The organism is uncultured Maribacter sp. (assembly GCF_947500985.1).
In the GTDB taxonomy this organism is placed as follows: Bacteria; Bacteroidota; Bacteroidia; order Flavobacteriales; family Flavobacteriaceae; genus Maribacter.
Window position 1 is genome coordinate 383,131 of sequence record NZ_CANMTX010000002.1, and the last position, 13,993, is coordinate 397,123.

Annotated in this window: 16 protein-coding genes; 8 read left to right on the plus strand and 8 right to left on the minus strand. The window is 33.1% G+C overall.

Annotation, left to right across the window (positions count from 1 at the left end):
- Window positions 1-78 precede the first annotated feature (78 nt).
- Window positions 79-513, minus strand: a complete 435-nt coding sequence (locus Q0871_RS05225) for an endo-arabinase (protein WP_299318934.1) — start codon at window positions 511-513, stop codon at window positions 79-81.
- 278 nt (window positions 514-791) lie between these two features.
- Here Q0871_RS05225 and Q0871_RS05230 point away from each other — a divergent pair, with 278 nt between their 5' ends.
- A complete protein-coding gene (locus Q0871_RS05230; RefSeq protein WP_299318937.1) occupies window positions 792-2,192 on the plus strand; it encodes a glycosyltransferase family 2 protein in 1,401 nt (466 codons plus the stop codon).
- Window positions 2,193-2,279: 87 nt separating this feature from the next.
- Here the strand turns inward: Q0871_RS05230 and Q0871_RS05235 are convergent, their stop codons facing one another.
- The 3 genes from Q0871_RS05235 to Q0871_RS05245 all read right to left on the minus strand — a co-directional run bounded on the left by Q0871_RS05235 (window position 2,280) and on the right by Q0871_RS05245 (window position 4,186).
- Window positions 2,280-2,960, minus strand: a complete 681-nt coding sequence (locus tag Q0871_RS05235) for an HD domain-containing protein (RefSeq protein WP_299318941.1) — start codon at window positions 2,958-2,960, stop codon at window positions 2,280-2,282.
- Complete coding sequence (locus Q0871_RS05240; protein WP_363323173.1) at window positions 2,957-3,541, minus strand: lysophospholipid acyltransferase family protein; 585 nt, start codon at window positions 3,539-3,541, stop codon at window positions 2,957-2,959. Before Q0871_RS05240 ends, Q0871_RS05235 begins: the two co-directional genes overlap by 4 nt.
- Window positions 3,542-3,775: 234 nt before the next feature.
- Entirely contained in the window at window positions 3,776-4,186 is a 411-nt protein-coding gene (locus Q0871_RS05245) for a BrxA/BrxB family bacilliredoxin (protein ID WP_299318948.1), read from the minus strand.
- A gap of 130 nt (window positions 4,187-4,316) precedes the next feature.
- On the opposite strand from Q0871_RS05245, the gene Q0871_RS05250 reads away from it, so the two are divergent.
- From Q0871_RS05250 to Q0871_RS05265, 4 genes are all read left to right on the plus strand, one after another.
- The gene (locus Q0871_RS05250; RefSeq protein ID WP_299318951.1) at window positions 4,317-5,057 is read left to right on the plus strand and encodes a TerB family tellurite resistance protein; all 741 of its coding nucleotides are present in this window, start codon (window positions 4,317-4,319) and stop codon (window positions 5,055-5,057) included.
- Between the two features lie 26 nt (window positions 5,058-5,083).
- Window positions 5,084-5,668, plus strand: coding sequence for a HupE/UreJ family protein (locus tag Q0871_RS05255; RefSeq protein WP_299318954.1), 585 nt, complete (start codon window positions 5,084-5,086; stop codon window positions 5,666-5,668).
- A gap of 85 nt (window positions 5,669-5,753) precedes the next feature.
- Complete coding sequence (locus Q0871_RS05260; protein ID WP_133685991.1) at window positions 5,754-6,191, plus strand: dCMP deaminase family protein; 438 nt, start codon at window positions 5,754-5,756, stop codon at window positions 6,189-6,191.
- A gap of 14 nt (window positions 6,192-6,205) precedes the next feature.
- Window positions 6,206-7,831, plus strand: coding sequence for a S41 family peptidase (locus Q0871_RS05265; protein WP_299319789.1), 1,626 nt, complete (start codon window positions 6,206-6,208; stop codon window positions 7,829-7,831).
- Here the strand turns inward: Q0871_RS05265 and Q0871_RS05270 are convergent.
- Together Q0871_RS05270 and Q0871_RS05275 are read right to left on the minus strand one after the other, a co-directional pair.
- The gene (locus Q0871_RS05270) at window positions 7,828-8,031 is read right to left on the minus strand and encodes a hypothetical protein (RefSeq protein WP_299318962.1); all 204 of its coding nucleotides are present in this window, start codon (window positions 8,029-8,031) and stop codon (window positions 7,828-7,830) included. The two genes, Q0871_RS05265 and Q0871_RS05270, sit on opposite strands and share 4 nt — an antisense overlap.
- Window positions 8,032-8,067: 36 nt before the next feature.
- Entirely contained in the window at window positions 8,068-8,646 is a 579-nt protein-coding gene (locus tag Q0871_RS05275; RefSeq protein WP_299318966.1) for a MarC family protein, read from the minus strand.
- A 115-nt stretch (window positions 8,647-8,761) separates the two neighbouring features.
- On the opposite strand from Q0871_RS05275, the gene Q0871_RS05280 reads away from it, so the two are divergent.
- Window positions 8,762-9,331 carry a DUF3109 family protein gene (locus Q0871_RS05280; protein ID WP_299318969.1) on the plus strand — a complete coding sequence of 190 codons (570 nt, stop codon included), beginning with the start codon at window positions 8,762-8,764 and terminating at the stop codon, window positions 9,329-9,331.
- On the opposite strand, the gene Q0871_RS05285 is transcribed toward Q0871_RS05280, so the two are convergent.
- Entirely contained in the window at window positions 9,324-11,261 is a 1,938-nt protein-coding gene (locus tag Q0871_RS05285) for a tetratricopeptide repeat protein (protein WP_299318972.1), read from the minus strand. The genes Q0871_RS05280 and Q0871_RS05285 overlap by 8 nt on opposite strands.
- Before the next feature lie 53 nt (window positions 11,262-11,314).
- Entirely contained in the window at window positions 11,315-12,049 is a 735-nt protein-coding gene (locus Q0871_RS05290; protein WP_299318974.1) for a LytTR family DNA-binding domain-containing protein, read from the minus strand.
- A 184-nt stretch (window positions 12,050-12,233) separates the two neighbouring features.
- On the opposite strand from Q0871_RS05290, the gene Q0871_RS05295 reads away from it, so the two are divergent.
- Together Q0871_RS05295 and Q0871_RS05300 are read left to right on the plus strand one after the other, a co-directional pair.
- Window positions 12,234-12,497, plus strand: coding sequence for a hypothetical protein (locus tag Q0871_RS05295; RefSeq protein WP_299318976.1), 264 nt, complete (start codon window positions 12,234-12,236; stop codon window positions 12,495-12,497).
- Window positions 12,498-12,518: 21 nt separating this feature from the next.
- Window positions 12,519-13,076, plus strand: coding sequence for a hypothetical protein (locus Q0871_RS05300; RefSeq protein ID WP_299318980.1), 558 nt, complete (start codon window positions 12,519-12,521; stop codon window positions 13,074-13,076).
- The last annotated feature ends 917 nt before the right edge of the window (window positions 13,077-13,993 follow it).

A 13,993-nucleotide genomic window follows, 5' to 3' on the forward strand; every position in this document is an offset into this window, starting at 1 on the left:
AAATTTCGGGCGGGCTTCGAAATAAAAAATATATCTTCAGAAGCATACTTGGCGGGCTTAGGTCGAGGTAGTTAATTATTAATCCATTTTTCTTGGGTGTATAGATTGCCCTACAAGTTTCCAACTGCCATTAATTTTCTCTAGAATTCGTATTTTGTAAGTATAATTTGTTACTCCGTCAATAGTAGTAGATTCCTCATCATGAGTAACCCAAGCGTTATTACCATTTATATTCATCTTATAATTAGAATTTTTAGACCCACCACCTTTACCTACCATATGTTCTGGAGGATTGATCATCATTGCCGGTGGTACATCCATACTATTTCTATCTGGCATAGAAATAATAATTCTACTATAGGGTTGAAATGACCAGCAAGAAGCATGTGCTTTTATATCACCTGAACGCCATGTGGAAGATTCTTTCTTTAAAAGAGAAACAATTGCCTCTTCATCAGTTTTTGCGTGGCTATAAGAAATGGCAAACAGTAGTAATAGAAAAGCGTATTTCATGAAAATTTATTTTAGTTGTTTAATATGGTTCAGATATGACTATTTCTCAAATACTTAGTCTAACTCTATGAAAACGAGATAAATATTATAAATAATTCAAAAATTTAGGGTTTTAAATTAGCAGGTGAATATTAAAAAGCGTGCAATAGTTGTTGGTAAAAATTTTCTTTAATAAGTTTTGTTAAAATAAAATCCAAAAGATACTTCTAAGCGTACATAGGAAGAAGAAATAAATACGAGGACTATTTCTGAAAACCAAGAATACTACCAAAAACGAAATGAAAACATTAAAAAACAATACCGAAAAAACTGAAAAGAAGCCTTTCTTTTCAAGAATTAAACATCTAATTGAAAATGCCAATGCATGGGGCATTTTTGTAATGGGAAGCACATTCGTGCTAATGTTTGGTTCAGCTTATCTAGCTTACATACTACAGAATGACTTTACTCAATTACATCTAGAAAGAAGAAGCACCATGATCGGGTTAATTTTTATGATTGTAGCCGCTGCCTTTTTTGTGTTTAAATTGAGTTTCTTTATTTACACATTTATAAGATTTTTAAAATACAAGGCAATACCATCTGTTTCTGATAAAGAATTACCAACAGTTACGGTTATTGTACCTGCATATAATGAAGGTAAACAAGTATGGGCTACGTTAAAGAGTTTAGCTGAAAGCGATTACCCAGAAGAAAAAATTCAATTATTGGCTATCGATGATGGTAGTAAAGATGATACTTGGAATTGGATGCTAGAAGCCAAGAAAGAATTAGGAGATAGAGTTTCTATTTGTCAGCAACCAAAGAACATGGGTAAGCGTCACGCATTGTACAGAGGTTTTAATGAAGGAACAGGTGAGATATTCGTAACCGTTGATAGTGATTCTATTGTAGACAAAGACACCTTAAGAAATTTAGTAAGTCCGTTCATTATTGATGAAAATTGTGGTGCTGTGGCAGGTAACATTCGTGTATTAAATAATGACAAGATTCTACCTAAAATGCTAGACGTAAGTTTTGCACTTAGTTTTGAGTTTGTACGTTCTTCTGAAAGTACATTGAATTCTGTTTTATGTACTCCTGGTGCTTTAGCAGCTTACAGAGCCACTGCGGTTTTTGGTTGTTTAGATGCTTGGATCAATCAAACGTTTATGGGTCAAGCTTCAGATATAGGTGAAGATAGGGCTATGACGAATATGATTTTAAAGCAGGGTTTTCACGTTTTATTCCAAAGAAATGCATTTGCGTATACTAATGTTCCTGAAAAATATAAAGGGCTTTATAAAATGTTTATTAGATGGGGTAGAAGTAATGTACGTGAGAATATTCAAATGTCTAAATACGTATTTACCAACTTTAGAAAAGGACCAAAAACAGGTACAAGATTATTGTTCTTTAGCCAATTCTCAAGAATAGTGTTATGCTACCCATTTGTATTATTCATGTTGGTATTTGTAGTTACACACCCATTATTATTCTTAAGTTCTACTTTTGTAAGTATATTGGTTTTATCAACTTTTCCAGTATTGTTCTATGCTAAAAGATACTCTATATCTGAGTCTGTTTGGGCATATTCATACAGCGTGCTTTTTACGTTCGGTTTATTTTGGATTACGCCATATGCAATTGTAACGGCAAGTAGAAGCGGTTGGTTAACAAGAGAGTTGCCACAGAAATAGTAGAAAAATATATAAAATACAAAAGGGTCTCAATGTAAATTGAGACCCTTTTTTAATGGTTTGATGTTGTTGAATTGTTCTGTAAACTTAACTTAAATTTTTTAAAGGATTCCACTCTTGATAAAATTGTTCTAGAAAATCAATCATATATTGGTGTCTTTCTTCTGCCAATCGCTTGCCTGTTTCTGTGTTCATTTTATCTTTAAGAAGTAAGAGTTTTTCATAGAAATGATTTAAAGTAGGTGCTTCAGATTTTTTGTACTCTTCTTTACTCATTTCTAAATTTGGAGGTATACTTGGGTCATAGAGCGTACGATTTTTGAATCCCCCGTAATTGAACGCACGTGCAATACCAATAGCACCTATGGCATCTAAACGGTCGGCATCCTGTACTACTTTAAGCTCTTTAGATGAGAATAGCTTCTTCTTCATCTTACCATCTGTTAAACTGGCTTTAAACGAACTGTATTTGATGATATTGGTTACATGGTTAATCGTTCTTTTAGGTACACCAAGACTTAATAAAAAGTTCTCGGCCATTTTAGGACCTAAAGATTCATCGCCATCATTAAATTTAGCATCTGCAATATCATGTAAAAGTGCACCTAGACTAACGACCAACAGGTTTAGGTCATCTTCATCTTTTGCAATTAACATGCTATTATTGAATACCCGATGTATATGAAACCAATCGTGCCCACCTTCTGCATTTTGTAACGTTTCTTTGACGAAAAGAATGGTTTCTTCTACTATTTCTGAATCGGTCATTTAAAGGAATTTATTCCGCTAACTACGGATGCTTCTATTTGTGTAATAAGTTCGTCTAGGTTGCCAGTGTTCTCTAAAGGCTGTTGAACCTCTAATCGAACCTTGGCGCCTAATCCCATCGGAAATTGTCCGAAGCGAACCAATTTCCATGAATTATTGATACTAATTGGAACAATCAATGCAGACGGAGCTTTTTTAAGTAGCATTTTGAGTCCCATTGGTTTAAATGGCTTTGGGTGTCCATCTCTACTTCTTGTACCTTCCGGAAAAATTACGGCGCTTCTTTTGTGTTCTTCAATATAAGAGCCTAGTTTTCCTATTTCCATTAATGCCGATTTGCCATCGTTTCTGTCAATTAAAACAGAACCCCCATGAACAAGGTTGAAAGATACACTAGGTATGCCTTTACCTAATTCTTTCTTACTTACAAATTTTGGGTGGTGTTTACGCATATACCAAATAAGGGGCGGTATATCGTACATGCTTTGATGATTGGTTACAATGATTAACGGTCTGTCTGTTGGTAAATCGAAGTTATTGGTAAACCGGTAGGTGGTACCTAAAATATTGGTACTTCTCATTAAGCAAAAGTTCAATTTACTTACTACTGGTTTAAGACCATTATATCCAAAAAGCTTAAAACCTAGCCATTGAATGGGGTGAAATATTCCAAGACATAGACCAAATGCTAAGAAAAAGAAGGGGGTTAATATATAAGAAAGCAATTTCTGCATGCTACAAAAATAAAAAACCGCTCAATTAGAGCGGTTTTTTAATCCTATTATTTTGAAAGAATATAGCTTAAGCTATAAAACCTAGCAAAACTCGTCGTAAGCCTGTGCTAAATTCTGAGCAATCATTTCAGCTGGTCTACCTTCAATATGGTGACGTTCAATCATATGAACTAATTCTCCATTTTTAAATAAAGCCATAGAAGGAGAAGAAGGAGGGAAAGGAACCATAAGGTTTCTTGCCGCATCAACAGCCTCTTTATCTACACCAGCAAATACAGTTACTGCAAAGTCTGGTTTTTTATCGTTCTGCAAACTCATTTTAGCTGCAGGTCTTGCATTTGCCGCTGCACAACCACAAACAGAATTTACAACCACTAAAGTTGTTCCTTCTTTATTGATGGCAGTTGCTACTGCATCTGCTGTATATAATTCTTCAAATCCGGCAGAAGCCAGATCATCTCTCATTGGTTTTACTAATTCCGCAGGGTACATATTGTTATTATTTTAATTAAACTATTACAAAGATAATCAATTAGTCGCAGCAGTGCTTCAGACCTTAACTTTTCATTAGTCTAACTTTCTATTCCTAATAATTTATCTTTGCCAAAATTGAGAATACGAAATGATTAAATGGTTGGGGGCTGTAGTCGGCTTTTTTTTGAGAGGTTTATCTGGAGCGGTTTTAGGCTTCTTTGCCGGTAGTGTTATAGATAGCTTTTTTGGATCTAATAAAGGTAGTGCACGTAGTGTGTTTCAAGATTATACACGACCAAATGTAACCGCAGCAGATTTTGAGCTGAACTTACTATCGTTGTGTTCACTTGTTATTAAGGCAGACGGACAAGTGAGTCAGTCAGAAATGGATTATGTACGGCAGTATTTTGTTAGTACCTATGGTAAAGACAAGGCGAATGCTATTTTTAGAAGTTTCAATGAAATAAATAAGAAAGGGCAAATATCTGCCCAAAACGTTTGTACTTTTTTAGCACAACGAACCCGTTATGAAGTTCGTTTGCAGTTACTGCACTTTTTATTCGGTATTGCACAAGCAGATGGTAATATTAGTAATCCCGAAATTCAGAAAATTCGTGAAATAGCAGGTTACTTAAGAGTTTCTCTTAATGAATTTGAAAGTATAAAAGCTATGTTCGTGAAATCGGCGAACAATTCTTATAAAATTTTAGATATTGAGAAATCGGCAACAGATGCTGAGGTAAAGAAAGCGTATAGAGAAATGGCTAAAAAATATCATCCAGATAGGGTGAACACAAAAGATGAAGCCATTAAAAAAGGTGCTGAAGAGAAGTTTAAGCAGGTGCAAGCCGCTTATGAGACTATTCAAAAAGAGCGCGGGTTAAATTAGAAGGGCAATTATTTAGATGTATTAGTATGCAAGAATTTTGGTTTTATATAGAATTAGGTCTACATCATGTTTTAGACATAAATGCGTATGATCACATATTGTTTTTAACTGCACTGGTGCTTCCTTTCACGTTTAAAAGTTGGCAGAATGTTTTGCTTTTAGCTACCGTTTTTACTTTTACGCATTGTTTGGCGTTGGTATTCTCTGTTTATGAGGTTTTGGTAATAGAAGCAAGCTGGATAGAGTTTTTGATACCGGTTACCATTCTCGCAACCGCTATTTTTAATTTGGTAGATAACAAGGCTCAAAAGGAAGATAGAGCTATTTTGTTTCATGTCTTGGCAACGGGTTTTTTTGGACTAATACATGGATTTGGATTCTCTAATTATTTTAAAATGATGATTATGGGAGAGGAAGATAAATTAGCACCTTTATTAGGTTTTGCTGGTGGAATCGAATTGTCTCAAGTAGTCATTGTCCTTTTAGTATTGATTTTAGCTTATGTAGTTCAAGGCATTTTAAAAGTAAAGCAAAGCTTGTTTATTACAATTGGTAGTATTGTCATAATACTTATTACTCTACCGTTGTTATATGAAACATTTCCTTTTTAGATTGTTAAAGTTTACCCTAAGATGTAGTTGGTACTAATCAAAGCAGGTACCTTAGGGTTAAGTGCTTATATAAAGCGTAGTGTAAATGAAGAAAGAAAAGCAATTAAAGTATGATAGGGCCTATTTAAGAATGGCCAAAGAATGGGGTAAGCTTTCTTCATGTAAGCGAAAGCAAGTAGGTGCCATTATCGTAAAAGATAGAATGATTATTTCTGACGGATACAATGGTACACCAACCGGATTTGAAAATTATTGCGAGGATGAAGAAGGGTACACGAAATGGTATGTTTTACATGCCGAGGCCAATGCTATTTTAAAAGTAGCAGGTTCTACCCAATCTTGCCAAGGTGCTACTTTATACATTACGTTATCGCCCTGCAGAGAATGTAGTAAGTTAATTCATCAGTCTGGCATTAAACGTGTAGTGTATCAAGTAGGATACAAAGATGATTCGGGATTACAATTTTTGGCAAAAGCGGGTGTTGAATTACAACATATGCCAGAAATAAATGTTACTATCTAACGTTTACACTAATGATGAATAAAAAATACAGTGCTCTATTTCCTTTAATTATCGCTATTGCGCTCGCATTAGGGTTTTTTATAGGCGGAAAACTGAATTTTAATGACTCTCCAGAACGTCTTTTTTCAACCAATTCTAAAAAAGACAAACTCAACAGACTTATAGATTACATTGACTATGAATATGTAGACGATGTAAATACAGATAGCATTGTTGATATTACTGTCAACAGTATTCTTGAAAAACTTGATCCACATTCTGTATACATTTCTGAAAAAGAAATGTCGGGCGTGACTGAAAATATGAAAGGCGATTTTGTGGGTATCGGTATTAATTTTTACTCTTATAACGATACTATTGCGGTTATAAAAACCGTCAAAGACGGACCAAGTTTCGTAAAAGGAATTTTAGCAGGTGATCGTATTCTAATGGCAGATAACGATACGCTGTACGGTAAAGACTTCCCCAGTGAAGTTATTGTAGAGAAATTAAAAGGAAAAGAAGGTACTTCTATTAACCTTACCGTATTTAGAAAAACAGAAAATAGAACGTTCAATGTAAAGGTGAAGCGTGGCATTGTTCCTTTAAAAAGTGTAGATGCCTTTTATATGCTTAATAAAGATATCGGCTATATAAAAGTAAACCGCTTTGCTGAGTCTACTTATAAAGAGTTTAAAGATGCTTTGGTAAGATTACAAAAGCGTGGAGCTAAAAAGCTTGTTCTAGACCTGCGAGATAACCCTGGCGGCTATTTAGGTATGGCTGAAGAAATGGCAGATGAGTTTCTAGAAGATGGTAAGCTTATTTTGTTCACAAAAAATAAAAAGGGAAAAATCAATAAGAGCTTTGCGACAGATGAAGGTAGTTTTGAAGATAAACCTATTTATGTTTTAATAAATGAAAGATCTGCCTCAGCTAGTGAAATAGTAGCGGGTGCACTGCAAGATAATGATGTAGGCACTATTGTTGGTCGTCGATCTTTCGGTAAAGGATTGGTACAGCGAGAAATGGCTTTAGGTGATGGCTCGGCAGTTAGACTTACAGTTTCTAGATATTACACCCCAACAGGTAGAAGTATTCAAAAGACATATGCTAATGGTACTAAAGATTACTACCAACGTTTTACAGATAGATTCCATAGCGGAGAAATGATTTCTGTAGATAGTATTAAAGTGGCAGATTCGTTAAAGTTTACAACTCCTAAGGGAAAAGTTGTTTATGGCGGTGGCGGTATTATACCGGATGTATTTGTACCCATAGGGAGCAATGAAGAGGAAGCTGTTGAGAGTATGGATAATTTAGGTTTCTTGTCCTTTTTTGTATTTGAACATTTAGACGAGGATCGAGAAAGGTATGCTCAATACACACAAGAAGAATTTGTAAACGATTTTAAAGTTGACGATATTCTCTTTGAAAGATTTGTACAGTATTCCGTAGATAGAAATCTAAGAATGAATTTCTATGATTATGAACAGAGCATCAAACGATTTTTGAAAGCTAATATCGCAGAACAACTATTCAATACTAATATACACGCCAAAATTAAAGCAGATGAAGATCTTATGCTTCAAAAGGTACTAGAATTAGATGGCGGTGGAATTCAACAACAAGAATCTGGCGAAATCAAAGCCAATAATTAATCCTTATTTATTTTATCTTGAATCTTTCTGCTGGTAACGAATACCAAAAGAAGTACAATTGCACATAGTGAAGCCATAATCCCAATTAATGCTATTGTGCTATTCTTCTCAAAAGGGTCAGCAAAATTCACTAAGGTTACGTTATAGGCTATAAGTGCTACTGCAATTACTATGAAAATTATGGATAATTTCTTGCTCATAAACTTGTTTTTATAAAAGTACAACCTTCTTACGGTCTAGAAAAGCTCATTAATGTTAGCTGCGAATAATTTAACAGCAATTGCCATAAGAATAACCCCAAATACTTTTCTAATTACATTTACCCCGTTTTTGCCTAGCATATTTTCGATTTTCACAGATGATTTAAGTACAATGAAAACGAAGACAATGTTAACAACAATAGCTATAATAATATTTTCAACAAAATACTCTGCTCTTAACGAAAGTAAAGAGGTAAGAGTACCTGCACCAGCAATTAATGGGAAGGCAATAGGTACAATAGAAGCACTTTCTGGTTCATCATCCTTGTATAATTGAATACCTAAAATCATTTCAATAGCTAAAAAGAATATGATGAATGCACCTGCTACGGCAAATGAATTTACATCAATACCGATAAGATTTAATATTTCTTCACCAAGAAACAGAAAAGCTACCATTATTACAGCAGCCACAACAGATGCTTTTTCAGACTGAATATGACCTACTTTTTTTCTAAGCCCAATAATAATAGGAATACTGCCTAAAATATCAATAACGGCAAATAGCACCATACTTGCGGTTGCAATCTCTCTTAAATCAAAATGAAACTCCATACTTCAAATTTTTTGCAAATTTACGTTTATAAATATGCACTTAGATGTTTATTCTTAAAATTTTCTAAGACCAATACTTTTTAAAAAATGTATCTTGTGCCCTTTAAATTAGATCATGTTTCAATTAGGGAAAACCATAGTATCTGAAGAGATTATAGAAAACGATTTTGTTTGCAACCTTAGTGCGTGTAAAGGTGGTTGCTGTGTCGATGGCGAAGCTGGTGCGCCAGTTGAAGATTCAGAAACTGAAATTATGGTCGATATTTATGCTAAGGTTAAACCATTTTTAAGACCCGAAGGTGTTGCTGTTATTGAAGAACATGGTGCTTTTGTTAAGGGTGAAGATGGTGAGTGGGAAACCCCATTAGTAAATGGAAGTGAATGTGCCTACGTTATTTTCGACGATAAGAAAATAGCAAAGTGTGGTATAGAAGAGGCTTACAACCAAGGTGAAATAAAGTGGAAAAAACCTGTGTCTTGTCATTTGTACCCAATTAGAGTACGTGAGTATACTGAACTAACTGCAGTTAACTATCATAAATGGCAAATTTGTGATCCAGCATGTGCTTTAGGTGATGAACTAAAAGTACCTGTTTATAAATTCGTTAAAGAAGCTTTAATTAGAAAATTCGGTGAACCTTGGTATAACGAATTAGAAGAGGTGGCTAAAGACCATCTTAAATAATAGGTATATATATTACTATCTGTGTGCCTATGGGGTTGGTGTCATCGTCAAACTTATCAATGATATCTACATGAAAAAAGTTTTCATAGTCACGAGAAAAGTTTGCTAGTCGTTCTTTGGTAATATCAATACCTACCGACTTTCTTTTAAGAACCTTACTATCCTTTATTTTTTCTGCAGCATCTCTACCCACACCATTGTCGGTAATGATTATTTCAATAAAGCCACTTTTACCCTTTTTTACTTCTAAGGCAATGTTTTTTGCTCCATCTTTTGAAGATAGACCATGCCATAAAGCGTTTTCTAAAAAAGGTTGTAGTATAAGCGAAGGTATTTTTATGTTATGAGTATTTATGTCGTCTTTGATATCAATTTTAAAGTTAATTTCATTAGAAAACCGTATGTTTTCAATATTCATATACAGCGCTACTGTTTCTAGCTCATCTGCCAAAGAGATTTCTCGTTGAGACGACGCCTCAAGTATTTTTCGTACTAATTTTGAGAATTTATTTAAATAATGAACAGCATTTTTTTTCTCATTATTAATGATATATAATTTAATCGAGTTTAGAGAATTGAATAAAAAATGTGGATTCATTTGACTACGTAACATACTTTGCTCTAATGTCAAAAGTTTTTTCTCTGCGTTTAATTGACTCTGCCTATAAAGAATATATAAAATACCTACAAGTAAAATTAAGAAGATACCAATGATAATCAGCATAGTCCTATTTTTCTTTAACTTTAAACGTACAGATTCATTTTCTTTTGCTAGTCGGTCTAACTGGTTGGCTCTCTTTTGAGATTCGTATCGTAAAATCATGTCATTTACGTACCGTAGATTAAGAGAGTTGGTAATGCGTTCTTCGTATTTTCTAGATTCTTTAAAATAGCGCATACCTTTCTGGTAATCATCTCGCTTGATCCAAAGCTCAGATAAAAATTTATTCGCTTCGGCTATTTCCGCATAGAAATCGTTAGATGTTGCTAAGCTTAAACCAGATTCTAAATTGGTTTCTGCAGGGTCATAATCGCCAAAACGTATCAATGACCATCCTAAGTTTATATAAATAGTAGTTATAATTTTTTGGTCACCAATAGAAATGGCTTTTAATAAATTGTTTTCTAAAATAGAAATCGCTTCTTTTATTTTACCCATGTGCACATACACGTGTGCTATACTATAATTGCAGATTATTTTGCCGCGATTAGAATCAATTATCTCATTGTAAACAAGTGCTTTTCTAAAATTTTTTAAAGCAGGCTCAAGCTCTCCTTGATATTCATAACACTCACCTAAATTTTGATGGCTAATGGCAAGGCCTTGTTTGTCGTCCAATTCTTTTTGAAGAATCATGGATCTTTCATATTTCTCAATAGCTAGATCATACTGTTCTAGCATTTGATATATTCCACCAATACTGTTTAGAGATACGGTGATGCTTCTTTTTAGGTCACTATTGGGTTCGGTAACGTTTTCAGCCAACTCTAAAGCCTCTTGACTTTTATCTAAAGCAGATTTTATAGCATCAGTACGCATATAAACCGTACTGAGCATATTTAAACTCTGTACTCTAAGTTCAATGTTATTGGCCTTGATAGATGCTTCTATGGCGCTTTGATAAAGTTCTATGGCTTTCGGATAAATTGATAAGTCGCTGTAGAGGTTTCCTAATTGGTTTAAAGCGTATGCTTTACATAAAAGATACTTGTTAGTTGTGGCCCTTTTTTCTATATAGCGTAACGCAATACTGTCATTGCTATAGGTGACTAATACCGAATGTATTTCTTGATATTCTTTTGGAGGCTTAGATAATAGACTATCTACTGTTTCTTTTAAATTCTCAGGTATATCTTGAGAATAACTATGGTGTTGCGGTACTAAAGTATACAGTAGGAAAAATAGAAATTTGAACTTGAATTTATACACTATAGAATTTAAATATAAGCTTAAGATTTGTTATTGAACATATGATTGTAAAGCTACAACATATCTAAAAAATCAGATTTTTTTTGTCTTGAGACAGGTATTTTATGATTAGATTTTAATACCACGTAACCATCAGTCTTTAAAAATTCCTTTATTTTATTTAGATTGATGATATACGAATTGTGAATTCTAAAAAAAGAATCTGCCGGAAGCAACTCGTTTACTTCTTTTAGTTTTTTGGTGAGTACAATTTTTTGACCATCGGTTAAAAATATAGTACTATAATTACCATCAGATTCAGCATATAGAATTTCGTCACTTTCCAAAAACAACAATTTACCATCGGTGTTTAAAGTAATGCGTTTATGTATAGACCTAGAGTTATAATTTAAGAGCGCCATTTCTAATTTTTCAACAGAAAAATTCTTGCTATTAAATTTTTTGATCTTTACAATGGTTTCTTCTAAATCATCGGTATCTATCGGCTTTAATAGATAATCTAAAGCTTGACTTTTAATAGCTTTTAGGGCATATTGATTGTAAGCGGTGGTGATTACAACAGGGAAATTCTTGTTGGTAAGTTTTTTAATAAACTGAAAACCATCCATAGTGGGCATTTCGATGTCTAAAAAAAGACAATCAGGAGTATTTTTTTCTAAGTATTGAAGCGCTTCATTTGGATTAGTAAATGAGGCAATAACGTTGATTTCATCACTGAAGTTGGTAAGCTCCCATGTTAGGCTCTGTAGGGCTTTAATTTCATCATCAACTATTACAGCTTGTAACATAAAAGATAGGGTATCAAGTTAGGAAGTTATGAAAAATTACGGGTTTGTAGGGCTTTCATAAGCGAATTTGTATCAATGGATGATATTTTAGTGTAATCGGTAAATTAAAGTAATAAAGGTGTGAAAATTTGTAAACCCTTCTTTTTAGAAAGAAAAAGACTACAAATTGTTTTATTTATTAATTATGCTAGAATCTTGTTTTCCGATTATACATAAAAGAAGACAGGTTATACAATATAGACCTATGCTTTTTCAGCTTAAAATTATCTTTAGCAAAGAACTTCAGTCTGTTATAAATCAAATTGACATGAAAAAGTGCGGTCTAATGTTAGCATTGTTTATTGTGGTCTTAATGGTCGCTTCGCAATTTATGAAAGATGAAGAAGGAGTAAATGAGAATATGACGATGGTAATGGAGGTTCAGAAACGGAATATTAACAAACCATGACTATAATTATTTCTTACAATTATGTTTAAGATATTTCAGTTTATAGCTAAGTTTTTAAAAATATTTTTTTTCGGAATAATGCCTTTTGTTTTGCTTTCAGGTGGATCAAAAAGTGATTTTGAAAGCATTAAAATTGAAAAAGGTGTATGTAGTTTTAATATTGATGGAGAAAGAAATTTTCATTTAAATGGTAAAGCAACCTTTTCAAAGAAAATTGAACAAGACAGATTTGGTAATACAATAGGCAAGTTGTTGTTGAGTTTCACTTCAATTAATGAAGGGGAGAAGCAAACTTTGGAGTTTATTATCGCTTCTGAAACAAAAATGAATCATGGTATACCTGTTGGTATACATAAAATAAAGAATTTAGATCGTTTGCTTCATAAGTTTAACGGTGTATACGGTTTTGCAGATTTCGGTGGTATTAGTGAACTACCTTTTTTTATTAAATCGGGTGATGTTACAATCATTGAATGTTTTTCTAACAATGTCAATGGTAAGTTAGAAGTACAATTAGAAAATGCTAACGGAGAATCTTTGAATGTTGAAGGTTCTTTTAATGCAGATATAAAAGTTTAAAATTTAGTACGGTTCTTTATAAGATAGTGTATGTTATCTTATATCTAATGTTTGAGCGCCAAAATAAGTATAACTACGATTCGTCGTATGATTACGTTCTAAGAAAAGGTTTCGGGGGAACTACCTTTATTAGGCTTGGTGGGCATTTTTCATAATAGAAGCATTAGTGGGGCCGTACATTTTTTATATCTAGTGCCCATTCACCTACCCAATTTTATTCTTCAGTTTGTAGTAGTATTGGTTATTAATATTATTGTTGTTTCTGAAATTTAGCTTTAAATTTTATTCTTTTTATTTCTAAATTGAATATGAAAGAAATTTGTATTAATCCTGTTTTTATTTAAAATAAATTAATTTCTAAACCTTAAGATTGGTTTCAGGAATATAATTACTTAGTATGATCTTTATAATAAGAGAATAAAAAAGACCTCGTTGATGAGGTCTTTTTTATATACGGCTAAGCCGAGGTTAAGTAAGGGGAATTTTATTTATCGTTTTTTATATACGGCTTTAATACAGTCGAAAATAATAACGCTGCCGCGTATATCATCAATATTGTTATGTAGTTTTCCATAGCTTAAGTATTAGAGTATAAATTATATACGCATGAAAACTGATTTTGGATTATGGAAAATGGATAGTATCATTAAAAAGGCTATGATAAGTCAATTTAATGCTGCTTTTAAAATTATACCATTTATAACGTAGTCTCATTTGAAATAAATCAAACGAATTTGACTTTATCTTTTTATAGATATAAAAAGATATTTTTGATGCCAAAAGCAAACCGGCATAGACGAGTAATGTGTGTAGGTATTGGGACATATACAAAAGAACGAATAAGTAAGTAAATTCTTACTTTAGTAATATGCATTTCATCGAATAGTTGTTGCATTTTCGATGAAATGCATTTTTCG

Bases quoted from the DNA above. Each gene is read 5' to 3' on its own strand.
- Q0871_RS05225 (WP_299318934.1), bottom strand. From the start codon at position 513: ATGAAATACGCTTTTCTATTACTACTGTTTGCCATTTCTTATAGCCAC.
- Q0871_RS05230 (WP_299318937.1), top strand. From the start codon at position 792: ATGAAAACATTAAAAAACAATACCGAAAAAACTGAAAAGAAGCCTTTC.
- Q0871_RS05235 (WP_299318941.1), bottom strand. From the start codon at position 2,960: ATGACCGATTCAGAAATAGTAGAAGAAACCATTCTTTTCGTCAAAGAA.
- Q0871_RS05240 (WP_363323173.1), bottom strand. From the start codon at position 3,541: ATGAGAAGTACCAATATTTTAGGTACCACCTACCGGTTTACCAATAAC.
- Q0871_RS05245 (WP_299318948.1), bottom strand. From the start codon at position 4,186: ATGTACCCTGCGGAATTAGTAAAACCAATGAGAGATGATCTGGCTTCT.
- Q0871_RS05250 (WP_299318951.1), top strand. From the start codon at position 4,317: ATGATTAAATGGTTGGGGGCTGTAGTCGGCTTTTTTTTGAGAGGTTTA.
- Q0871_RS05255 (WP_299318954.1), top strand. From the start codon at position 5,084: ATGCAAGAATTTTGGTTTTATATAGAATTAGGTCTACATCATGTTTTA.
- Q0871_RS05260 (WP_133685991.1), top strand. From the start codon at position 5,754: ATGAAGAAAGAAAAGCAATTAAAGTATGATAGGGCCTATTTAAGAATG.
- Q0871_RS05265 (WP_299319789.1), top strand. From the start codon at position 6,206: ATGAATAAAAAATACAGTGCTCTATTTCCTTTAATTATCGCTATTGCG.
- Q0871_RS05270 (WP_299318962.1), bottom strand. From the start codon at position 8,031: ATGAGCAAGAAATTATCCATAATTTTCATAGTAATTGCAGTAGCACTT.
- Q0871_RS05275 (WP_299318966.1), bottom strand. From the start codon at position 8,646: ATGGAGTTTCATTTTGATTTAAGAGAGATTGCAACCGCAAGTATGGTG.
- Q0871_RS05280 (WP_299318969.1), top strand. From the start codon at position 8,762: ATGTTTCAATTAGGGAAAACCATAGTATCTGAAGAGATTATAGAAAAC.
- Q0871_RS05290 (WP_299318974.1), bottom strand. From the start codon at position 12,049: ATGTTACAAGCTGTAATAGTTGATGATGAAATTAAAGCCCTACAGAGC.
- Q0871_RS05295 (WP_299318976.1), top strand. From the start codon at position 12,234: ATGCTAGAATCTTGTTTTCCGATTATACATAAAAGAAGACAGGTTATA.
- Q0871_RS05300 (WP_299318980.1), top strand. From the start codon at position 12,519: ATGTTTAAGATATTTCAGTTTATAGCTAAGTTTTTAAAAATATTTTTT.